Source organism: Cytobacillus oceanisediminis (assembly GCF_004366035.1).
GTDB lineage: Bacteria > Bacillota > Bacilli > Bacillales > Cytobacillaceae > Cytobacillus > Cytobacillus oceanisediminis_C.
On sequence record NZ_SOEE01000019.1, the window covers coordinates 1 to 20,872 of the forward strand.

At 41.2% G+C, this 20,872-nt stretch carries 22 protein-coding genes and 1 riboswitch; of the genes, 12 read left to right on the plus strand and 10 right to left on the minus strand.

Features of this window, described 5'->3' with window-relative positions; translation table 11 throughout:
* Positions 1-121: 121 nt before the first annotated feature.
* From asnB to DFO72_RS26815, 3 genes are all read right to left on the minus strand, one after another.
* On the minus strand, positions 122-2,026 hold the full coding sequence (asnB, locus tag DFO72_RS26805; protein WP_113885549.1) for an asparagine synthase (glutamine-hydrolyzing): 1,905 nt from the start codon (positions 2,024-2,026) through the stop codon (positions 122-124).
* A 296-nt stretch (positions 2,027-2,322) separates the two neighbouring features.
* Complete coding sequence (gene metK, locus DFO72_RS26810; RefSeq protein WP_113885550.1) at positions 2,323-3,516, minus strand: methionine adenosyltransferase; 1,194 nt, start codon at positions 3,514-3,516, stop codon at positions 2,323-2,325.
* Positions 3,517-3,841: 325 nt separating this feature from the next.
* Positions 3,842-3,958, minus strand: a riboswitch (SAM riboswitch).
* A gap of 105 nt (positions 3,959-4,063) precedes the next feature.
* Positions 4,064-4,438: a thiol-disulfide oxidoreductase DCC family protein gene (locus DFO72_RS26815; RefSeq protein ID WP_113885551.1), complete on the minus strand. Its 375-nt coding sequence runs from the start codon at positions 4,436-4,438 to the stop codon at positions 4,064-4,066.
* A 219-nt stretch (positions 4,439-4,657) separates the two neighbouring features.
* On the opposite strand from DFO72_RS26815, the gene pckA reads away from it, so the two are divergent.
* Complete coding sequence (gene pckA / locus DFO72_RS26820; protein ID WP_113885552.1) at positions 4,658-6,244, plus strand: phosphoenolpyruvate carboxykinase (ATP); 1,587 nt, start codon at positions 4,658-4,660, stop codon at positions 6,242-6,244.
* A gap of 267 nt (positions 6,245-6,511) precedes the next feature.
* Here the strand turns inward: pckA and DFO72_RS26825 are convergent, their stop codons facing one another.
* Both DFO72_RS26825 and DFO72_RS26830 read right to left on the minus strand, forming a co-directional pair.
* Entirely contained in the window at positions 6,512-6,754 is a 243-nt protein-coding gene (locus tag DFO72_RS26825) for a DUF2584 domain-containing protein (RefSeq protein ID WP_019383007.1), read from the minus strand.
* Positions 6,755-6,833: 79 nt separating this feature from the next.
* Positions 6,834-7,619: an alpha/beta hydrolase family protein gene (locus DFO72_RS26830; protein WP_113885553.1), complete on the minus strand. Its 786-nt coding sequence runs from the start codon at positions 7,617-7,619 to the stop codon at positions 6,834-6,836.
* Between the two features lie 166 nt (positions 7,620-7,785).
* Here DFO72_RS26830 and DFO72_RS26835 point away from each other — a divergent pair, with 166 nt between their 5' ends.
* Genes DFO72_RS26835 through DFO72_RS26845 form a run of 3 tightly spaced genes read left to right on the plus strand, consistent with a single transcriptional unit; the run spans position 7,786 to position 10,386 of the window.
* Positions 7,786-8,781, plus strand: a complete 996-nt coding sequence (locus DFO72_RS26835; protein WP_113885554.1) for an ABC transporter substrate-binding protein — start codon at positions 7,786-7,788, stop codon at positions 8,779-8,781.
* A 38-nt stretch (positions 8,782-8,819) separates the two neighbouring features.
* Positions 8,820-9,599 (plus strand): ABC transporter ATP-binding protein, encoded by a 780-nt coding sequence (locus DFO72_RS26840; RefSeq protein WP_113885555.1) that lies wholly within the window; start codon positions 8,820-8,822, stop codon positions 9,597-9,599.
* Positions 9,577-10,386 (plus strand): ABC transporter permease, encoded by an 810-nt coding sequence (locus DFO72_RS26845; RefSeq protein WP_009333392.1) that lies wholly within the window; start codon positions 9,577-9,579, stop codon positions 10,384-10,386. The genes DFO72_RS26840 and DFO72_RS26845 overlap by 23 nt, the downstream gene beginning before the upstream one ends.
* A gap of 27 nt (positions 10,387-10,413) precedes the next feature.
* Here the strand turns inward: DFO72_RS26845 and ytkD are convergent, their stop codons facing one another.
* Complete coding sequence (gene ytkD, locus DFO72_RS26850) at positions 10,414-10,881, minus strand: RNA deprotection pyrophosphohydrolase (RefSeq protein WP_113885556.1); 468 nt, start codon at positions 10,879-10,881, stop codon at positions 10,414-10,416.
* Between the two features lie 154 nt (positions 10,882-11,035).
* Between ytkD and DFO72_RS26855 the strand changes: the two genes are divergently transcribed.
* On the plus strand, positions 11,036-11,914 hold the full coding sequence (locus DFO72_RS26855; RefSeq protein WP_113885557.1) for a DUF6612 family protein: 879 nt from the start codon (positions 11,036-11,038) through the stop codon (positions 11,912-11,914).
* A 120-nt stretch (positions 11,915-12,034) separates the two neighbouring features.
* Here DFO72_RS26855 and DFO72_RS26860 read toward each other — a convergent pair whose 3' ends face one another.
* Entirely contained in the window at positions 12,035-12,364 is a 330-nt protein-coding gene (locus tag DFO72_RS26860; RefSeq protein WP_113885558.1) for a hydrolase, read from the minus strand.
* Positions 12,365-12,641: 277 nt separating this feature from the next.
* Between DFO72_RS26860 and DFO72_RS26865 the strand changes: the two genes are divergently transcribed.
* Positions 12,642-12,899 (plus strand): DUF6154 family protein, encoded by a 258-nt coding sequence (locus tag DFO72_RS26865; RefSeq protein ID WP_035330414.1) that lies wholly within the window; start codon positions 12,642-12,644, stop codon positions 12,897-12,899.
* A 198-nt stretch (positions 12,900-13,097) separates the two neighbouring features.
* On the opposite strand, the gene DFO72_RS26870 is transcribed toward DFO72_RS26865, so the two are convergent.
* Complete coding sequence (locus DFO72_RS26870; RefSeq protein ID WP_113885559.1) at positions 13,098-13,535, minus strand: Dps family protein; 438 nt, start codon at positions 13,533-13,535, stop codon at positions 13,098-13,100.
* A 127-nt stretch (positions 13,536-13,662) separates the two neighbouring features.
* Between DFO72_RS26870 and ytzI the strand changes: the two genes are divergently transcribed.
* Complete coding sequence (gene ytzI, locus DFO72_RS26875; RefSeq protein WP_113885560.1) at positions 13,663-13,845, plus strand: YtzI protein; 183 nt, start codon at positions 13,663-13,665, stop codon at positions 13,843-13,845.
* Between the two features lie 90 nt (positions 13,846-13,935).
* A complete protein-coding gene (gene cls, locus DFO72_RS26880) occupies positions 13,936-15,384 on the plus strand; it encodes a cardiolipin synthase (protein WP_113885561.1) in 1,449 nt (482 codons plus the stop codon).
* A 71-nt stretch (positions 15,385-15,455) separates the two neighbouring features.
* On the opposite strand, the gene DFO72_RS26885 is transcribed toward cls, so the two are convergent.
* Positions 15,456-15,929, minus strand: coding sequence for an S-ribosylhomocysteine lyase (locus tag DFO72_RS26885; RefSeq protein WP_113885562.1), 474 nt, complete (start codon positions 15,927-15,929; stop codon positions 15,456-15,458).
* A gap of 141 nt (positions 15,930-16,070) precedes the next feature.
* Between DFO72_RS26885 and yidD the strand changes: the two genes are divergently transcribed.
* Positions 16,071-16,310, plus strand: coding sequence for a membrane protein insertion efficiency factor YidD (yidD, locus tag DFO72_RS26890; RefSeq protein ID WP_113885563.1), 240 nt, complete (start codon positions 16,071-16,073; stop codon positions 16,308-16,310).
* Here yidD and DFO72_RS26895 read toward each other — a convergent pair.
* Positions 16,307-16,870 (minus strand): beta-class carbonic anhydrase, encoded by a 564-nt coding sequence (locus DFO72_RS26895; protein ID WP_113885584.1) that lies wholly within the window; start codon positions 16,868-16,870, stop codon positions 16,307-16,309. The genes yidD and DFO72_RS26895 overlap by 4 nt on opposite strands.
* A 325-nt stretch (positions 16,871-17,195) precedes the next feature.
* On the opposite strand from DFO72_RS26895, the gene DFO72_RS26900 reads away from it, so the two are divergent.
* The 3 genes from DFO72_RS26900 to DFO72_RS26910 all read left to right on the plus strand — a co-directional run bounded on the left by DFO72_RS26900 (position 17,196) and on the right by DFO72_RS26910 (position 20,794).
* Positions 17,196-18,236: a metal ABC transporter solute-binding protein, Zn/Mn family gene (locus DFO72_RS26900; protein WP_113885564.1), complete on the plus strand. Its 1,041-nt coding sequence runs from the start codon at positions 17,196-17,198 to the stop codon at positions 18,234-18,236.
* 133 nt (positions 18,237-18,369) lie between these two features.
* Positions 18,370-19,731, plus strand: coding sequence for a cytochrome ubiquinol oxidase subunit I (locus DFO72_RS26905; protein WP_113885565.1), 1,362 nt, complete (start codon positions 18,370-18,372; stop codon positions 19,729-19,731).
* A gap of 13 nt (positions 19,732-19,744) precedes the next feature.
* Positions 19,745-20,794: a cytochrome d ubiquinol oxidase subunit II gene (locus DFO72_RS26910; RefSeq protein ID WP_113885566.1), complete on the plus strand. Its 1,050-nt coding sequence runs from the start codon at positions 19,745-19,747 to the stop codon at positions 20,792-20,794.
* The last annotated feature ends 78 nt before the right edge of the window (positions 20,795-20,872 follow it).

The window sequence follows — 20,872 nt, forward strand, 5'->3', positions numbered from 1 at the left end:
TGGGGCTTAAATAAAATGACCCCGGAGCAATACCGGGGCCATTTACTAGCCGCATAGGCGCTTTTTAAACTGTCCGTAAATCGGGGTATAGTTCAATTTTCACCAGATGGACGTTTTTATTTTAGCCTTTAAGTGGCTGCAAGTCTTTATTTAACAAATACTCTTTTTCAAAAGAATACTTTTTCTCCACATATACCTGATGCCAAACCATGAACATCAGAACTGTCCAGATTTTGCGGCTGTTGTCCGCTTTATCCTGACAATGGTCTTCAAGCAGCTGCAATACGTAATCTTTATTAATTAGATGATCTGTGCTGCTTTCACGAATGATATTTTTCGCCCATTCATTCATCTCGTCTTTCAGCCAGTGGCGGATTGGCACAGGGAATCCAAGCTTCTTGCGATTCAGCACATGGTCTGGAACGACTCCTTCAGCAGCTTTGCGAAGAATATACTTCGTAGTTCCATTTGCCGTTTTCAGGCTGGTCGGTATTTTGGAAGCCACTTCAAACACTTCTTTATCAAGGAACGGAACACGAAGCTCGAGAGAATGAGCCATCGTCATTTTGTCCGCTTTCAATAGAATGTCTCCGCGCATCCACGTATGAATATCGATATACTGCATGCGGTCAACCGGATCATAGCCGCGGCTTTCTTCATATAGCGGTTTAGTGATATCCGTATAATTTAAGCTGTCTTTATATACATGAAGCAGGCTGCGCTTCTCTTGCTCTGTAAACATTTTTGCATTTCCAATGTAGCGCTCTTCCATTGGCGTTACACCGCGTTCGATAAAGCTTTTCCCCTTCATTCCCTCTGGCATCATGTTAGCAATCATGCGAAGAAGCTTTTTGCCTATAGCAGGAATTTTATTGAAGACTTCCAGGGATTGTGGTTCGCGGTAAATATTATAGCCGCCAAATAGCTCATCGGCTCCCTCACCTGAAAGTACAACCGTTACATGTTTTCTTGCTTCTCTTGCCACAAAATAAAGGGGCACACAAGCCGGGTCAGCAAGCGGATCGTCCATATGCCACATGATTCTCGGAATCTCATTCATGTATTCCTCAGGAGTTATGATGTAGCTGATGTTTTCGACACCCAGCTTTTCAGCTGTTTCTTTCGCTACATCCACCTCGCTGAAGCCATTGCGTTCAAATCCGACAGAGAATGTTTTAATTGCAGGATGGAATTCTTTCGCAATGGAAGCAATGATGGAAGAATCAATTCCGCCTGAAAGGAATGAACCTACCGGAACATCGGCACGCATATGCATCTTGACTGAGTCGAACAAAACATCTCTTATTTCTTTCGTGAAATCAGCTTCTGACTTCTGCACTGGATGGAAAGCAGCTTTCCAATATCGCTTAATATCCATCGGAGCACCAATTTTTTTAGTAAAATAATGACCAGGCTCCAGCTTATGGATTCCCTCTGACATCGTGTTTGGCTCAGGCACAAACTGATAGGTCAGATAATGCTGGAGGGAGTCATAGTTTAATACATCATTCTGAAGCGCCAAAAGAATGCTCTTTTTCTCTGATCCAAAGAACGTGCGGTCTCCCTTATCGTAATAAAAGAAAGGCTTAATCCCAAATGGATCTCTGGCTCCATATAGTGACTGCTCCTGTTTATCCCAAATGACAAATGCAAACATGCCGCGTAATTTTTCAACAGCCTTTTCTTTCATATGGCTGTAAAGGGCAATTATCACTTCTGTATCGGAGCTTGTTTCAAAGCTTAAGCCAGCTTTGAGAAGTTCTTCACGAAGTTCCACATAGTTATAGATTTCACCATTAAAGATAATCCAATAACGCTCATTCTCGTAAGTCAGCGGCTGGTGTCCGCTTTCAATATCGATAATGCTCAACCGGCGAAAGCCGAATTGAATATGATCATCAAAATAGTATCCTGAATCATCCGGACCCCGATGGGTAATGATATCATTCATATTTTGAAATTGTTCTTTATCTGCGTCACGGTAATTTTGTGCTTTTTCATGTACACAACCAATAAAGCCACACATTATGTACGTCACCTACTCCATTCTTTTCTCAATATTTAGATACAGCCTTAACGGCTCCTTTGTCTTAGAAAACATACCCTATAATACTACCACTAATCATTTATAATTAGCACGTGGATAATAAAAAAAATATGTGCGGAAAATTAAGCCATTATCCGAAGTTTATACGATAACATAAAATTATAAACGACTAAAGAGCATAAAGACCGAAAAGTGAATAAACACCCTTTATGTATAATGACGCAAAAAAGAAAGCGGGAGTTACATTGATTAATGCAACTCCCGCTTTTTATTTATTAAGCTTCAGAACGAAGGATTTCGGCTTTGTCCGTACGCTCCCAAGGAAGATCAACATCTGTACGTCCGAAATGTCCGTAAGCAGCTGTCTGCTTGTAAATTGGGCGGCGAAGGCCAAGCATGTTAATAATTCCTGCAGGGCGAAGATCAAAATGTTTTCTTACTAGATCAACTAGTACATCTTCTTCCACTTTGCCTGTTCCGAATGTATCAACTGAAATCGACACAGGCTGTGCTACACCAATTGCATAAGCAAGCTGAACTTCAACTTTTTCTGCTAAACCTGCTGCTACAAGGTTCTTCGCTACATAACGAGCAGCATAAGCAGCGGAGCGGTCAACCTTTGTAGGATCCTTACCGGAGAACGCGCCTCCGCCATGTCGGGCATATCCACCATAAGTATCAACAATGATTTTGCGGCCGGTCAGGCCTGCATCCCCTTGAGGTCCGCCGATTACAAAACGTCCTGTTGGGTTAATGAAGTATTTCGTATTCTCATCAATTAATTCCTTTGGAACAACCGGGTTAATAACATGTTCCTTAAGATTGCGCTGGATTTGCTCCAGGCTGATCTCAGGGTGATGCTGAGTAGAAATAACGATTGTGTCAATGCGGATTGGCTTGTCATTTTCATCATACTCAACCGTTACCTGAGTTTTTCCGTCCGGACGAAGGTAAGGAAGGATTTCTTCTTTACGAACTTCAGTCAGGCGGCGGGAAAGTTTATGTGCTAAAGAAATCGGAAGAGGCATTAGCTCTTTCGTTTCGTTGCAGGCAAAACCGAACATTAAGCCCTGGTCCCCTGCACCGATTGCTTCAATCTCCTGATCGCTCATTTGTCCTTCCCGTGCTTCAAGGGCCTGGTCAACACCCATTGCAATATCTGCTGACTGCTCATCAATGGAAGTTAAAACTGCACATGTTTCGGAATCGAAACCATATTTAGCACGGGTATAACCGATTTCTTTTACCGTTTCACGAACGATTTTTGGAATATCTACGTATGTAGATGTTGTGATTTCACCTGCAACTAATACAAGTCCAGTTGTTACAGAAGTCTCTGCAGCAACACGGGCATTCGCATCTTTAGCTAAAATCGCATCTAAGATTGCATCAGAAATTTGGTCACAGATTTTATCCGGATGACCTTCAGTAACTGATTCAGAAGTAAACAAACGACGCTTTGTTGACATCTGGCTTCCTCCTTATAAATAGAAAATTGAGCGAGAATTAAGAAATGGGGAAGCGGAAAATAACTTTACCCTATCATTTCATAGATCTCTGTTTGATACGGAACTCATTCCCTTAGTAGTATGAAATAAACATGGAGTTTTTATTAGAAAAATAGGCATTGCTGGCCAGAAAGCCAGGCATCCGTTTTTTCTTATGCATCTCTGCAAGCTGCTAAAAACTCACATAAATAGTACATTCCAAAAGCCGTTCATCCCATTGCCTGTGCAAAATAAAAAACCTTCTCAATAGTGAAAAGGTTGAAAGCAAATCGATTCGCGCCTTTCACTCTTATCGTTCAAGGAATTACGTCCTTGCGTCAGGTTAGCACCTTTGCTGATTATTGCCTTTTAGCAGGTTGCTGGGTTTCATAGGGCCTGTCCCTCCACCAGCTCGGGATAAGAGAGTATCCGTTCAAGGTTGAATCATACCGTATTTTAGCGAATCATGTCAACAAGTTTTCATTATTTTTCACAGTAAAATTTCAGCATTGAAAATTATAATCCATGCTTACAGCGAACAGCTTCCATCGTCACATTTTTTCTTTAGAAATTTATGCCTGTTTTTAGCAATCCATTTATATACCGGATCGCCCAGTATTGGCGTCATTGGGAGATATAAAAGGAGGCTAATTAAAAAGGAGGCAGGAAAGAGGAACAGCAGTCTCCTTACTGCAGAATAACCCTTTTTCAAGCCACCCGCCGGAGTAATAATATGAAGCTCTCTGCGCAAGTCAATCTTGGAAAACGAGAGGGAATCCGGGATTTTTTCATACTCCTGCAGAGAAATCCATTCCACTTTATTCAGCCAATCAAGTTTATTAAATATCTTCTTTGTTTCCTTGCATAAAGAACAAGTTTCATCATAGAGGGCAATTGTCTTCATTTTAGATCAGTCCCATGTTAAAATTAACACTTTCTTCTATATTAACATATATCAGTTATAAGTTGATTAAAATGGGATTACATGTCCAATTATGACATTTTTATAACATGAATAAAAAAGTTTCGTAATAGTATAGACTAATCGTTTTAATGTGTTATACTAATTTCGAGATGTAATCACTTTCATAAAAAAATCGGGAAAAAGGAAGGTATTCATCAGATGAACTCTGTAAGCATATCAAACGAATTGAGCGAATTATTAAATGGCAGCAACATTCAAGTGCAATTATCCGTTCCTCAGCTTGTCGAAAAAGTTTTAAACCGCAATGAAGGGTCCCTTACCTCTACTGGTGCCGTACGCGCTACTACAGGAAAGTATACAGGACGTTCTCCTAAAGATAAATACATTGTTGAAGAAGCATCAAATAAAGATAAAATGGACTGGGGCAGCGTAAACCAGCCTATCTCTGAAGAAGCATTCTCTAATCTTTATAATAAAGTAATCAACTACTTAAAAGAAAAAGAAGAAGTATTTGTTTTCAAAGGCTTCGCAGGTGCCGATAAAAAGCACCGCATGCCAATACAGGTAATTAATGAATATGCATGGCACAATCTTTTCGCACATCAATTATTCATTCGTCCGGCAGAAGACGAGCTATTGGATCATCAAGCAGAGTTCACAGTCATTTCTGCTCCTAATTTCAAAGCTGACCCTGCAGTTGACGGCACAAAGTCCGAAACATTCATCATCATTTCATTCGAGCGCCGCACTGTTTTAATCGGCGGTACTGAATATGCAGGCGAAATGAAAAAATCCATTTTCTCTGTGATGAACTATATGCTTCCAGAAAACGGGATTCTTCCGATGCACTGTTCCGCAAACGTTGGTCGTGAAGGAGATGTCGCTTTATTCTTCGGCTTATCCGGAACAGGGAAAACAACCTTATCTGCAGACCCTAACCGCAAGCTGATTGGGGATGACGAGCATGGCTGGTCGGCAAATGGTGTTTTCAATATCGAAGGCGGCTGCTATGCGAAATGCATTAACTTATCCCGCGAGAAAGAACCGCAAATTTTTGATGCTATCCGCTTTGGGGCTGTATTGGAAAATGTGGTGGTAAACAGCGAAACTCGGGTTGCTGATTACGATGACAGCACTTTAACTGAAAATACACGTGCGGCATACCAGCTTCAGGCCATCGATAATATCGTTGATCCAAGCATTGCCGGACATCCTAATACAATCGTATTTTTAACAGCTGACGCATTTGGCGTATTGCCTCCAATCTCTAAACTGTCAAAAGAGCAGGCAATGTACCATTTCTTAAGCGGCTATACTTCCAAGCTTGCAGGAACTGAGCGCGGCATTACTTCACCGCAGGCAACGTTCTCAACTTGCTTTGGATCACCTTTCCTTCCGCTTCCTGCAAACCGTTATGCTGAAATGCTTGGCGAGAAGATCGATGAGCATAATGCAAAAGTCTTCCTTGTAAACACAGGGTGGACTGGCGGAGAGTACGGTGCAGGTGAACGCATGAAACTTGCTTACACTCGTGCTATGGTGGAAGCGGCACTTGAAGGCGAACTAAACAACGTTGAAACAGTCAAAGACGAAATTTTTGGATTGGAAATTCCGCAGCACGTTACGGGTGTGCCTGACGAAGTTCTTCAGCCAAATAAAACATGGGCAGATCAGGCTGCTTATGAAGCAAAAGCAAAAGAACTCGCTGCAAAATTCCGCGAAAACTTTAAGAAATTCACTAGCGTTTCTTCTGAAATTGAAGAAAAAGGCGGACCAATCGCATAATACAGAAAAGGAATTGCCGTAAAGCGGTAATTCCTTTTTGATATTTTATTGTGTAATTCAGTCCGCTCGAACGAATAAGTTTCTAGACTTATAGTCGTTGATCGATTAGTTCCCTTTGCGATGCCTTGCCCTCACCCACCGGCACTATTCACACCTATTAGTTCCTTTCGGGCTTCTTTCTCTTTCCCTCATTTTAAAGCACTTCACACTTGTACTCTGCAGAAAAGCTTTGAACAAAAAAACGCCGGACTACGTCCAGGCGCTCTTTTAGTTTGTTGAGTTTAGGGAAACAAGCTGGTAAGTAATGAGTGTCTGGCTGTTTTCCCATTCCACTTTTCTGATGACACCCATACCATTCAGGTCACCGTCTATTGTTCTTTTTACCTCGACCGGGATATCCAGCGGATATAATCTGTATCCGTCTTTGACAAGTGAAAAGAAATTTTCATCAAGTCTTTTTTCCCTTCCCTTTGTCACGATCATTGTGTTCAGCTCTAAAGGCATACCCATCGGTATCTCTCCTTCATTCTTAATATCCTTACCTCTATTTTACCCCACCTTTTTCCGCTCTGAAAGTCCTTAATTTTATCTACCCCTTGCTTTTCATCCACGCACTTAAATCCTCTACCGTCTTCCGGTTCACGGCTGGCGGAAAGTAGTGGGTATATTCAGGGAAATACCAGCTGCCTACTTCTTTATTTAGAGACTTGAGCCTTTTTTCCAGGCGATAGGAATGCTCCACCGAAACATTATGATCCTGTTCTCCATGGATGATTAAGACAGGCGCCTGCAGCTTCTCCAATCGAAAAAGCGGGGTGCGATATTTATACCGTTCCGGAAACTTTGTCGGGGTTCCGCCTATTACACGTTTCATCATTCTCCGAAGATCCTTGCGCTCCACATAAGTGAGAAACATATCACTGACCCCTCCCCATGTTACAATGGACGCAGCTTCCGGAAACTCGATTGCAGTAAGCAATGCCATTACACCACCGCGGGAAAAGCCAAATATATGGACCCTTTTTACCCGGTCATGCTCCTGAAGAAGAGTGAAACCGGCAAACGCGTCCTGTCTGTCCTCCCCTGCAAAATCTTCATTTCCATCTCCCCCTTGATTGCCTCTGTAAAAAGGCGCGAATACAATAAAGCCTTCACAGGCAAACTGGACAATCCGGGAAGGCCTTACTTTTCCGACATTTTTTATCCCACCTCTCAGGTATAGGAATCCATCATACAGCTCCTCCCCCTTTGGCTCTGCCAGCAGGCCTTTTATATGTAATCCATTTGCATGATACGTGACAACAGATAATTCGATTGCCGGATTTGGCGAAGGAAATCTCTGTTTATTTATAATTTGTCCATTTTGGAATTCCATGTCCTCATCCCCCTCCTGAAGTAAATCTGAATACGACTAATAGTATGAGCTTCATGACCTCCGCCTAAAAATGTTTCCATGGGCATTCACACATTTTTTCGATTTTCATACGATATCCTAGGTTTTTAAATCTGACTTTTTTAGCATAAGGGAGGTCTTATGGCTTATGAAAAAATGGATGAAAGTAAGCATACTTCTTTTGCTTACAGCGATACTTATTGTTCCTTTGGCCGCTTGCGGCAAGGATGAAATGCAAAACGTGCGTATTGCCGAAGTGACACGTTCCATCTTCTATGCTCCGCAATATGTAGCCCTTGAAAAAGGTTTCTTTGAAGAAGAAGGGCTTAAAGTAGAGCTCACGACTACAGCAGGCGGGGATAAAACGATGACAGCCTTGCTTTCAGACAGCGCTGATGTGGCGCTTGTTGGCTCTGAAACATCGATTTACGTATCTGCACAGGGCTCCAATGACCCGGTAATCAACTTTGCACAGCTAACCCAGACAGACGGAACATTTTTAGTTTCCCGCAATAAAATCGACAATTTTTCCTGGGATATGCTGAAAGGCCAAACATTCCTTGGCCAGCGTAAAGGCGGCATGCCGCAGATGGTTGGCGAATTTGTTTTGAAAAAACACGGAATTGATCCTCACGCAGATATGGATTTGATTCAAAATATTGATTATGCCAATATCGCTCCGGCCTTCGCTTCAGGAACAGGCGAGTTTGTTCAGCTGTTTGAACCTACTGCAAGTGTCTTTGAAAAAGAAGGCAAAGGATATATTGTTGCTTCTTTTGGAACCGAATCCGGACATGTACCATATACCACATTCATGACGAAACAAAGCTATATTGATGAAAATAAAGAGACAGTTGAGAAATTTACAAGAGCAATCTATAAAGCTCAGCAATGGGTTGAGACACACAGTGCGAAAGAGACGGCTGAAGCCATTCACGGCTATTTTGACAATACTGAGCTCGGCGTCATTGAAATGGTAGTGGACCGCTACAAGAGTCAGGGGTCATTTGCCACAGATCCTATTCTGGACACTGAAGAATGGGAAAACCTGCAAAACATCATGGACGAAGCAGGAGAGCTCCCTAAGCGCATAGAGCATGACACACTTGTCAACACAGAAATCGCTGAAGGTGTAATGGAATAAATAAATAAATAAATAAATAAACGAAAGAGGAGGCCGACATGAATTTTCTAAAGGTAGATGCTGTCCACCACACTTATTTTACCAAAACCTCTGCTGTCACGGCCCTCTCCGATATTTCGCTTGAAGTGGAGGAAGGAGAATTTGTTTCCTTTCTCGGCCCAAGCGGATGCGGCAAGACAACTTTGCTTTCCATCATTGCAGGCCTGTTTGAACCCACAGAAGGCACTGTAACACTTGAAGGAAAGCAGGTTGAAACGGCAGAAAATGAGATGGGCTATATGCTGCAGCAGGATTATCTTTTTCCTTGGAAAACGATTGAAGAAAATATCCTGCTGGGGCTGAAAATCGGGAACAGCCTTACTCCCGACAAAAAAGCTTATGCACTGCAGCTCCTTAAAGAGATGGGATTAAAAGGTGTAGAGTCACAATTTCCAAAGCAGCTTTCAGGCGGAATGCGCCAGCGTGTTGCCCTTGTAAGAACGCTTGCAACTGAACCAAAGCTGCTCATGCTTGATGAACCCTTTTCCGCATTAGATTATCAGACCAAGCTGAAGCTTGAGGATTTGGTCTCTAATACGCTTAAATTATTCGGTAAAACAGCCATACTGGTTACCCATGATATTGGTGAGGCAATCAGCATGAGTGATCGTGTTTTTCTCTTTTCCGCAAGGCCCGGACAGCTTCATAAAACGTTTGTAATACCAAAAGAATTAAGAGATGAAACCCCTTTTAACGCAAGGAATCATGAAGCATATCCAGCAATTTTTCAAACTATATGGAAGGAGCTGGAATCCCTTGAGCCCGCAGGAGAACGTTAAATTCCTCCACCAGAAATATATCCAGTCGTTGAACCGTGAAAAAAAATGGGTCCGCTTCTATCAGGCTGTCATCTTTATCGTGTTTTTTTCAGGGTGGGAGCTTGCAAGCCAAAAGCAATGGATTGACCCGCTGATTTTCAGTTCGCCTTCTAAAGTATGGGGGTTATTTTTAACCAAAATCCAGGATGGTACCTTGATGGTGGATTTAGGCTATACTTTGTCAGAAACCGTATTTGGATTCATTTTGGGCACTTTTTTAGGCACACTGCTTGCAGCCATTCTCTGGTGGTCACCGATGCTATCAAAAATTGCGGATCCCTATTTGGTTGTTCTGAATTCAATGCCAAAGGTTGCTCTTGGCCCGATATTAATCGTCGCATTGGGCCCCAGTTTTACATCAATCGTAGCCATGGGGGCGATTATTTCCATCATCATCACAACCATTGTCGTGTATACATCTTTCAAAGAAGTAGACCCCAATTATATTAAAGTGCTTCAGACCTTTGGGGCAAATCGTTTTCAAATCTTCAGAGAAGCCATTTTGCCTGCGTCATTCCCAACCATCATCTCCACTTTAAAGGTGAATGTCGGGCTATCATGGGTCGGAGTCATTGTCGGCGAATTCCTCGTATCCTCAAAAGGTCTCGGATACATGATTATTTACGGCTTCCAAGTATTCAACTTCACCCTTGTCATGCTGTCATTGCTGGTAATTGCTGTTTTTGCAACAGTGATGTATCAGCTGGTCGAACTTCTCGAGCGAAAACTGATTAAAAATGGATCTTAAAAAAACGGCACAGTGCATTGCCGTTTTTTACTTTTCCTTCATGATTTTTTCGAGGCATCTTTCAACCACTTTATCCTTCATGATAAAACTGTATTGACTGTTCCACCTGTCTTCCAGCAGGTTTCCCCCTGTCAGGATGGGACCGTCTGTTTCAAAATATTGATCCGTTTTGTTAAGGCTTTTCACCTCTGCGAAAAAAATAGCTTTGACAAAACTCTCCGTTCCCAAGTTTACTTCATATTCACCAATAAAATGTAAATTCTCTAGGTCTGCTCCTGTTTCCTCATAAACCTCTCTTCTGGCTGCCTCATCAAGAGACTCACCCTGTTCTCTCTTACCGCCCGGAAATTCCCACCCCCGCTTTTTATGATTCGTCAGCAGCCATTGATCGCCATAGCGGCAAATGACCAGAACATGTCTTGGCTCTGTTCCAAAAGCTCTTTTATTAAAAGAAAATTTCACTTCCCCGCCGTTCGCATCCAAAAAGGTTTCCATACTTTTCCCTCACTCGATAATAAAATTCTGTTGATATCATTATAAAGGTTAATTATTTATTTAAAAACTAATGGGCCAAAAGTATCGAATTACATATTTTTGAAACTTTTTCCTTTTTCCCCCGTAAAATTAGCTGACTAACCCAAATAGAGGAGTGTATACCTTGAAAAAGTCCCTTGCAATCCTTACTGGTTTCTTAATGATTCTAATGCTGGCTGCATGCAGTGAGACAGCCAAACCTGTAAATGAATCTGATGGCGGCACAGACAAGGAAGAAACCAAAGCAGAAGAAGCTTCAGAATTGACACTGGAGGAAGTTTTAACGAAATCAACCGAGGCTTCAGAAGAGCTTAAAAGCTTCTCCGTAAATATGGATATGAGCCAGGAAATGAGTTCAGGCACTGAAGGGGAAAATATGAATATCGATTCTGTCATTGACATGGATGTTACAACAGATCCAATGGCCTTCTACCAAAAGATGACAATGTCGATGGACGGCACAGAAGAGTCATATGATATCGAAAGCTATTTTACTGAAGAAGGCATGTTCCTTTATGACGCCGCCGGTAAGCAGTGGATGAAGTTCCCTAAAGAAATGTCGGACGATTTGCTTCAAATGTCCAGTCAGCAGACGAATCCTGGTGAAGAACTAAAGAAATTGCAGGAGTTCGTGGACGACTTTACGTTTGAACAGAACGCAAAAAGCTATATCCTAAAATTGAAAGCCGATGGAGAAAAATTCAATGACTTTGTGAAGGAAACAGCAGCAGAAACACTCCCGCCTGAACTGGCCGCCAATGGAGAAATGCTTGATAACATGAAAATTAACGGCGTGGAATACGAAATCGTAATTGATAAAGAAACTTTTTATCCAAGTGTGCTGAATATGATTATGGAAATGGAAATCACGGCTGAAGGCCAGACCATCTCCATGAAGCAGAACATGAACGGCCAATACGCAAACTACAATAAGGTTGAGGCTATTGCTGTTCCGCAGGAAGTTCTTGATACAGCTGTAGAAATGGAAATGTAGAATTAGAAAAGCTGAGGCATCCGCCTCAGCTTTTTTATACTACAGTATATATTACTTGGCACTTCAAGAGATTTCCAGATTGCCCCACCGAGGTGTCGGGAGCAAGGCGCTTCCGTTTTCTTATTTATGTTCCTCTTCGGTGAGGATCCCCATGCTTTCAATATGCTTTCTTGCTTCATCATCTCCAAGTTCATAAATCATTCCATATATTTTCTTCATTGTATCATCATACGCATCATTTTCACGGTCATAATGGTATTGAACATAAGGAACATGGGCTCTGTAAAAATTCTGCCACTCAGTTGAATAGTTCTGATCAAAATATTCTCTTAAGGCAATGATTTCATCATCTGTTGCATCTATTTTAAAATTCCATGTTGAGCCAGTGGCACTTTGTGAAATCTCCCCAGAACCAAGCGTTACATAATACGTCTTTTTATTCCCTTCCAATCATGTCAGCCCCTTTTTTGTTCATTCCTGCGGACGCAGCTTCAACACCGGCTGCTTTATCATAAATATCATTACTTTTTCATTTCTATAGTTATCGTATCCCACTTTTATGATAAAATTATACGAAATTACGATCATTCTTCATAAGCTTACATATACTAAGTTAAATAATTGAGAAACAGCTTCTCAATTTATCTGCGGTGAATATTTTCCTGCATCAGGGGTATTAAATTAAGTATACTAAATAAAACAGGAGAATTTTTAAGGAGGTGTTATCATGAAACTGATTGATGAGCTATATGAACTATACAGGAATAAGCTGACAGGTGATGAAGAGGATATCGATATGCTCGCTTTTGCCTTCTTAGAAGAAATGGACAGAGAAGACCTGCTGAATATCATCAAGGATCTTGATAATCAGGAATTATATGATTTAATGGGGCTTTATCTGATTGAGAGCTTGAAAGGGAAATTTGCCAGTGAGAATTACGGCCAGCGCAGAAGCCCGATCATTCATCACCGCAATATACACTAAACTATACATATCCGAATTATTATCTATCCATATTATTTAAGGCGGCGATAAGCCGCTTTTTGTTTTATTGCCCACCTCCATCGCCTACAAGCAGGGGGTAAGCACAAAGGAAGCACCCGGTTTAGGTTTGTCACGAAGGTGCTCCCTCCATTTCTTTTTGCATACAAAAAGACCAGCTTTCCAGCCAGTCTTTGTTTATTAGCCAAGGTATGCTTTTAGCATCCAAATATGTTTCTTTAAGCTTTGCTTTACTGCAATCAGCATGTCGCCTGTTCCTTCATCTTTGGCTTCGTCTGCAAGCTCAATTGCTTCCTGAAGCTCGTCCACCATTTTTTCAAAGTCATCAACGACAGATTGGACCATCTGTTCTTCATTTTCTTTTCCTGTCGCTTCTTCGAGAGAACTGGTCTCTAGAACTTCCTTCATAGTCGCAACAGGCTTGGCCTCAAGAGCCAGGATTCTCTCAGCCAGTTCATCAACATGTACGTTGGCTTCATTATAAAGTTCTTCAAATTTTGCATGAAGGGTAAAAAAGTTTTTCCCTTTAATATACCAGTGGTAATTGTGAAGCTTTACATATAGAACTGTCCAGTTTGCTACTTGCTGGTTAACAGCTTTTACTAATTCTTTACTCATATAAATCATCCTCCCAACAATAGATTACCCACAATAGCAAAAATCAAACCTGTACCTTGGCCATAGCGAAATCTTTCATGAAAGAGCTGCTTTCATGGTAAAATATTGAGAGAAAAGGGGGAGAAACATGTATACGGTATTAGTCATATCGATTATCATTGTGATCGTGGTACTGCTTTTAAGCGTCATTACCACTTCAAAAGCTTACCAATTCAAGCATACGGTAGACCCAGCTGATCCGCTTCCTGACAGTGAGCAGGGACAAAAAGAGGCTAAAGAAGAACAAGAGGATAACCAAAACCGTTCATAAGCATACGCTATTATATATACAGCCTCCGTATAGCCGGAGGTTTTCCTTTTAAATGGACGGAAATAATATATATGTGGAGAGGACATTGAGATGGATATAAACTCCATGATGCTTACAGTATTTCTAGTATTAAATATTATCCTGGCTGTATTTGTTATCTTTCTGGAGCGAAGAGATGCAGGTGCCACATGGGCATGGCTCATGGTTTTATTCTTTATTCCTCTTCTTGGTTTTTTCATGTACCTCTTCTTTGGGCAGAATTTAACCAGAAGAAAGATGTTCCAATGGGAAGACCGCAAAAAAATTGGAATTGATGAACTGCTGAACAATCAAATCAGAGGAATCAAGGAAAAGGATTTCCATTTTCGAAATAACATAATTAAAAACTCCAAGGATCTTATATATATGCATCTTGTCAATAATGATTCGGTATTGACCCAGGACAACGAGGTCAGGATTTTCACAGATGGGAAAGAGAAGTTCAATTCGCTTGTGGAGGATATCAAAAATGCAGCCGATCACATCCATCTCCAATATTATATCTTCAAGAGAGATAATCTGGGGAAAAGCTTAATCAATCTTTTGACGGAAAAGGCAAGGGAAGGCGTAAAAGTAAGGCTTCTCTATGATGAACTGGGCTCAAGAAGCCTGCATAAAAGGGTGTTTAAAGAGCTGATTGCGGCAGGAGGGGAAATTGAAGCCTTTTTCCCTTCCCGGCTGCACTTTATCAACTTGAGAATTAATTACCGGAACCATCGCAAGATTGCCATTATTGACGGCCGAATTGGATATGTTGGCGGGTTTAATGTCGGAGATGAATATCTCGGGCTAAATCCAAAGTTTGGGTATTGGCGTGATACTCATTTAAGAATTAGAGGGAGTGCTGTCCATTCCCTGCAGACCCGCTTTATCCTCGACTGGAACCAGGCTTCGCATCGCCATGATATTTACTATGCTCCTGAGTATTTTCCGCTGGCCGAGTCTCGCGATAGTGTAGGGATGCAAATTGTTACCAGCGGTCCTGATTCGGAATGGGAACAGATTAAAAATGGGTATATAAAAATGATTTCATCGGCCCGTAAATCTATTTATATCCAAACTCCCTATTTCATTCCGGACGCAAGTCTTCTGGATGCGTTGAAAATAGCTGCATTATCAGGGGTGGAAGTGAACATTATGGTACCGAACAAACCTGACCATATGTTTGTTTATTGGGCAACCTACTCCTATATAGGGGAAATGTTAAAAGCTAATGCGAACATCTATATATATGAAAATGGCTTCATCCATGCAAAAACCTTGATTGTTGACGAGAAAGTTTCATCGGTTGGAACCGCGAATATAGATGTTAGAAGCTTCAGGCTAAATTTTGAGGTAAATGCCTTTATATATGATGAGGACGTTTCGAAAGAACTGACTGAGAGCTTTCAGGAAGATGCCCAGCTATCAACTAACCTGACTGCAGAAGATTACAGAAATAGAGCCTTAAAAATCAAATTAAAAGAATCCATTTCAAGACTTTTATCGCCGATATTATAAGAAATGCAGTTATCGACGTACAAAATACTTATCTTATTATAAAAACGGGCTGAATAATCAGCCCGTTTTCATTATGCAAAAACCTGTTTCAATTCACCCTTCGATTGATTCAGCCAGAATCTCATAAGACGTTTTGCGCCTTCAAGGTCATGAAGCTTTGCCTGTCCGCATTGCTTCTCATTTGCAGCAGGAATCTCGGTTATTTCAACCGCATCTTGCATTGTAGCTTCAAGCAGATCGATTATTTCTTCAACTGACGGCTCGCCGCTAACCACTAAATAATAGCCTGTCTGGCAACCCATCGGGGAAATATCAATAATATCAAAATGATCATATCTCTCAGCATGTGTACGGATATTAAAAGCGAGCAGATGCTCAAGTGTGTGAATGACATCCGGCTTCATCGCCTGCTTATTTGGCTGACAGAAACGGATATCAAACTTGTTGACTAATCCGTCACTTCCCACTTTATGGACACCGCAGTGCCTCACGTATGGAGCTTTAACAGCATTGTGGTCCAATTCGAAACTTTCTACTGAAGGCATTTAAAACACTCCCCTAAAGTTTTCCTTTTATTATAACGCAATATCCGACTAAATTCATCAAATTAATATGAAAATTATGACGTTTTCACGATTATATGTTATTTTAAAAGAAAATATGTTTTAACCAGGAAAGGTAATGCCATGTTTAAAAAATTATTGATTTCGATATTTCGTTTCTATCAAATAGCGATTTCCCCGCTGAAGCCTCCAACATGCCGGTTTTATCCGACATGTTCCCATTATGGGCTGGAGTCTGTTAAGCGATTCGGCGCATTAAAGGGCGGATGGCTGACTATAAAACGGATCCTTAAATGTCATCCCTTTCATCCGGGCGGTGTTGACCTTGTTCCTGAGGAATGGCCTAAAAAGAAAAAGAATTAACCCTCGTATCCGTCCACTACCAGGTCAAGCTTGCCTGTGCCAGGATGAATAACAAGCCCATGCACAGGCACATCTGCCGGCATCAATGGATGCTTTTTCACCATATGGACGCTATGGGACACACTATCCTCTACATTTTCAAAGCCTCTTAGCCAGTCTTCTGCAGCGATTCCTGAGTATGTCACCGTGTCCAATGCATCCTCCGTAATGCCTCTCTCCTTCATGCTGCTGACAACTGCATCAGCCTTCATTCCGCTCATCCCGCAGTCATGATGGCCAATAACAAACACTTCTTTTGCCTGCAGCTGGTAAACAGCTACTAAAATGCTCCTCATAATACTTCCAAACGGATGTGTTACTAAAGCTCCCGCATTTTTGATAATTTTCACATCACCATTTCTTACATTGAGCGCTTTTGGCAGAAGCTCCACTAAACGAGTGTCCATGCAAGTCAAGATAACCATTTTCTTATTAGGGAATTTCGTTGTTTCAAACTCTTCATACTTTTTTTCTTCAACAAACTGCTGGTTATGGTTTAAGATTTCTTCTAAAAGTTTCAATTGTTCCACTCCCTGACTTTTATGTATTCCTTTACTTTGAGCAGGCATAAATGCTGCAATACTTGACAAAAAGATGTCAATACTAATGATGACCTTTAACAGGCCTCTATATTTATGATACATAAAGCAGAAGCTTCAAACAAATTTTTATCCTTGCTTTTTGGCTGGAAATTTTGTAAGATTACTAAGGGAAATCGTAATGATTACGTATTATTCATCATTTTGGACGCTGACTCGGCACTTAACTGCCCTAGATAAATATTTTTTAAAATACAGTCCGCGCTTTAAATCGTAATAACTACGCTTTAAAAAAGGAGGAGAAACAATGAAGAAGAAGTTTTTAGTAGTTATGCTAGGCTTAATCCTTATTCTATCAGGCTGCACAGATGAAAAGCCAGAGGATAACAGCAGCAATAAAACTACAGTTTATACAACAGTTTATCCGCTTCAATACTTTACTGAACGAATCGGAGGAGAAGCAATAGAAGTGGAAACCATCTATCCTCCCGGATCGGATGAACATACTTTTGAACCATCACAAAAAGATATGATGAAGCTGGCTGATTCTGATCTTTTTATTTTTATAGGACTCGGTCTTGAAGGCTTTGTGGAAAAAGCAAAAGAAACATTGAAAAATGAGAAAGTTAAAATGGTGGCAGCAGGAGAAAATATAGAGTTTGTTCACTCAGATGAAAATCATGATCCTGCGCATGAAGAAGAAGAACATGCTGATGAAGCTGAGCATGAAGAAGAACATGCTGCTGATGAACACGGAGCTGAATCTGAAGATGGCCATGAACATGAAGGAGAATCTGAAGAAGGTCATGATCATAATCATGGAGATATCGACCCCCATGTTTGGCTGGATCCTTTATACTCCAAAGAATTGGCTGAATCAATTAAAGATGCTTTAGTTGAACAGATGCCTGAGCAGAAGGAGCAGTTTGAACAGAATTATCTGGAGCTTGCCCAGGAGCTGGACCAACTCCATAATGACTTTGAGCAGACAGTTCAAAATGCTGAGCATAAGGAATTCATTGTTTCACATGCAGCATATGGATATTGGGAAGAACGATATGGTTTAGATCAAATCAGTGTATCGGGTTTAAATTCTTCCAGCGAGCCTACTCAGAAAGAACTGCAGAAAATCATTGCGGAAGCTAAAGAACATGACTTGAAATACGTCTTTTTTGAACAGAATGTCAGCTCAAGACTGACTGAAATTCTGCAAAAAGAAATCGGCGCAGAACCGTTAATGCTTCATAATTTATCGGTCCTTACAGAAGAAAATATAACAGAAAATCAAACATATTTTACACTTATGGAAGATAATCTGGCTTCATTGAAAAAAGCGCTAATTGAATAAGTTCTCACTAACCTCCCTCATTGGGAGGTTTTTTTCGTTCCCTTAATATATCTAATTCAGGAAAAGTTTACATAGTTGTCCGGTTTTTGAAAAAAACTATTTCCATTGAAGAGATTGAAGGGATGAAAATGCAATGAGTGATTTATTGATTGCGAGGTCTTTATTTGGGACGACAATGGGCTTTCATATTATTTTTGCAACGATTGGAGTTGGCTTGCCGCTGATGATGCTGACAGCGGAACTTCTTTACCAAAAAACCAAGGATCATGATTACGTCATTATGGCCAAGAGGTGGACCAAGGCATTTGCAGTGCTTCTTGGAGTAGGAATTCCGACAGGAACCATAGCAGGAACACAGCTTTCCCTTCTCTGGCCTGGTTTTATGGAGGTTATCGGCAAGGTGATGGCTTTGCCATTCCAGATTGAAATATACGCTTTCTTTATTGAAGCTTTATTTATGTCAATTTATGTGTATGCTGCCGAAAGAATTCCTCCATGGATGCGTATATCAAGCCTTGTACTGGTTGCTTTTGGCGCTTTCGCTTCTGCTGTTCTGATAACAAATGTTCATGCATTTGAAGGAACACCACAGGGCTTCAGGATTGTCGATGGGGAAATTGTCGATGTGGATCCATGGGCTGCATTTTTTAACCCAAGTTTTATTGTTACAGCTGGCCATGTGGCACTATCAGCTTATACAACAGGCGCATTTGTTGTAGCGTCAGTTGCTGCTTTCAAAATGCTGAGAACTCCATTTGGAACACGAGTATATAACTTTCATAAGAAAGCCCTTATGCTGAGCCTGATTGCCGGCGGAATTTTTTCATTTTTAACAGCTTTAAACGGCCATGAATCGGCTCAATATCTGCATGAGTATCAGCCAGAAAAACTTGCAGCAGCAGAGGGGCTGTTTGAAACACAATCCTATGCCCCCCTTGCAATCGGCGGATTTACAGACCGTGAAACACAGAGGGTTAAGTGGGGAATCAAAATTCCATGGGCACTAAGCTTTTTGGCGGGTAACAGCTTTGACACCGTTGTAGTGGGACTGAATGATTTTCCGGAAGAAGAATGGCCTCCGCTTTTTGTTCACACTCTTTTTAATGCGATGGTCGGAATTGGTTCATTGCTGATATTTTTATCCTTGACTGCTTTCGTATGGAATAAGTTTCTGAAAAAAGAGCATTTTCCGCGGTTCCTCATGTGGGCATTTGTTGCTTCAGGGCCGCTAGCAGTTCTTGGAATAGAATTCGGCTGGGTGTTTGCCTGTACTGGACGCCAGCCTTGGACCATTTACCGGGTGCTGTCTACCGCTGATTCTGTTACAACAGCTGAAAACCTGGGAATTTTATTTATTCTTTTTGCCCTGGTGTATGTAGTGCTTGGAGTGGCTGTTGTTTTTGTTATGCTTTATTACTTTAAAAAGAACACTGTAATCGAAGATATTAATAGAGCTGAACAGAAAAACGTTCCACTTTACGGATCAAATACTTGAAGGAGTGAATCCAATGGCTGAAGAATTACTGGCCATAACTGTGTTATGGGGATTCGTCTTCATATATGCAGTAATGGCAACAATGGATTTTGGCGCCGGCTTCTGGTCCATGATTTACTTCAATCGCCCTAAAATTAAGGCGACGAATGTGGCTAATCGTTATTTGTCTCCTACCTGGGAAGTGACGAATACATTCATTGTCGCCATTGTAGTCGCTGTTTACAGCCTCTTTCCGACTGCTGCCTATACACTGGGAACTGTACTTCTTATTCCGGGCAGCATCATTTTGCTCTTGCTGGCAATACGCAGTGCATTTCTGGTGTTTTCCAATATTGCCGAAGAATACAGGAAGCCGCTCACCTATATTTCAGGCCTATCCGGAATCCTTATCCCCGGATTGCTGATTAGCGTTTTGCCCATCACCCATGGAGATTTTGTTGAATTTAGTGATGGCAGGCAATCTCTGGACCTTGCCCATCTTTTTACTAGCCCGAATGAATATGCTTTTATTGGTTTTTCAATCAGCAGCACATTGTTTTTATCTTCCCTTCTTCTCGCCGACTACTCAAAAGCCTCGGAAGAAATGGAAGCTTACACAGTGTACCGCAGGGATGCAATCATGCTTGGACCAGTTTCAATTATAATGGCATTCCTTATTATGTTTACTTTAAAAAGGGAAGCATTTTGGATTTATGAAAATATGATAGATGATTTGCCTTTGCTTTTGCTGTCTCTTGGCTTGTTTGTGATAGGAGGACTTGCACTGTTCCTTCCATCCATAAACAAAAAAGGAGTTAGGGGTATTCCCAGATTGGCTGTTATTGCCATAACTCTCCAATACCTAACAGCCAGCTATGTATATGGAAAAGCTCATCTTCCTTATATCGTATACCCTGAAGTGACTATTGCTTCTGCGTTTACAGATCCGAGCTCATTCCGTGCCATATTTGCCACCTATATTGCAGGATTCCTTATCCTTTTCCCCGGGTTCATATACTTTTGGAGCCTTTTCATGAACGACAAACGATATCTGCGGCAAAAACAAACCAAAGACCCGGCATGATATTCCTGCAAATGCCATGACTGAACAAAAAAGCACTGCAGAAAATAAAGAAGTGACATTCTCCGCAAATTTTTCAAT

What these genes read in the sequence shown, in the direction of transcription:
- asnB (WP_113885549.1), bottom strand. Translation starts at nt 2,026, where the DNA reads ATGTGTGGCTTTATTGGTTGTGTACATGAAAAAGCACAAAATTACCGT.
- metK (WP_113885550.1), bottom strand. Translation starts at nt 3,516, where the DNA reads ATGTCAACAAAGCGTCGTTTGTTTACTTCTGAATCAGTTACTGAAGGT.
- DFO72_RS26815 (WP_113885551.1), bottom strand. Translation starts at nt 4,438, where the DNA reads ATGAAGACAATTGCCCTCTATGATGAAACTTGTTCTTTATGCAAGGAA.
- pckA (WP_113885552.1), top strand. Translation starts at nt 4,658, where the DNA reads ATGAACTCTGTAAGCATATCAAACGAATTGAGCGAATTATTAAATGGC.
- DFO72_RS26825 (WP_019383007.1), bottom strand. Translation starts at nt 6,754, where the DNA reads ATGGGTATGCCTTTAGAGCTGAACACAATGATCGTGACAAAGGGAAGG.
- DFO72_RS26830 (WP_113885553.1), bottom strand. Translation starts at nt 7,619, where the DNA reads ATGGAATTCCAAAATGGACAAATTATAAATAAACAGAGATTTCCTTCG.
- DFO72_RS26835 (WP_113885554.1), top strand. Translation starts at nt 7,786, where the DNA reads ATGAAAAAATGGATGAAAGTAAGCATACTTCTTTTGCTTACAGCGATA.
- DFO72_RS26840 (WP_113885555.1), top strand. Translation starts at nt 8,820, where the DNA reads ATGAATTTTCTAAAGGTAGATGCTGTCCACCACACTTATTTTACCAAA.
- ytkD (WP_113885556.1), bottom strand. Translation starts at nt 10,881, where the DNA reads ATGGAAACCTTTTTGGATGCGAACGGCGGGGAAGTGAAATTTTCTTTT.
- DFO72_RS26865 (WP_035330414.1), top strand. Translation starts at nt 12,642, where the DNA reads ATGAAACTGATTGATGAGCTATATGAACTATACAGGAATAAGCTGACA.
- DFO72_RS26870 (WP_113885559.1), bottom strand. Translation starts at nt 13,535, where the DNA reads ATGAGTAAAGAATTAGTAAAAGCTGTTAACCAGCAAGTAGCAAACTGG.
- ytzI (WP_113885560.1), top strand. Translation starts at nt 13,663, where the DNA reads ATGTATACGGTATTAGTCATATCGATTATCATTGTGATCGTGGTACTG.
- cls (WP_113885561.1), top strand. Translation starts at nt 13,936, where the DNA reads ATGGATATAAACTCCATGATGCTTACAGTATTTCTAGTATTAAATATT.
- DFO72_RS26885 (WP_113885562.1), bottom strand. Translation starts at nt 15,929, where the DNA reads ATGCCTTCAGTAGAAAGTTTCGAATTGGACCACAATGCTGTTAAAGCT.
- yidD (WP_113885563.1), top strand. Translation starts at nt 16,071, where the DNA reads ATGTTTAAAAAATTATTGATTTCGATATTTCGTTTCTATCAAATAGCG.
- DFO72_RS26900 (WP_113885564.1), top strand. Translation starts at nt 17,196, where the DNA reads ATGAAGAAGAAGTTTTTAGTAGTTATGCTAGGCTTAATCCTTATTCTA.
- DFO72_RS26905 (WP_113885565.1), top strand. Translation starts at nt 18,370, where the DNA reads ATGAGTGATTTATTGATTGCGAGGTCTTTATTTGGGACGACAATGGGC.
- DFO72_RS26910 (WP_113885566.1), top strand. Translation starts at nt 19,745, where the DNA reads ATGGCTGAAGAATTACTGGCCATAACTGTGTTATGGGGATTCGTCTTC.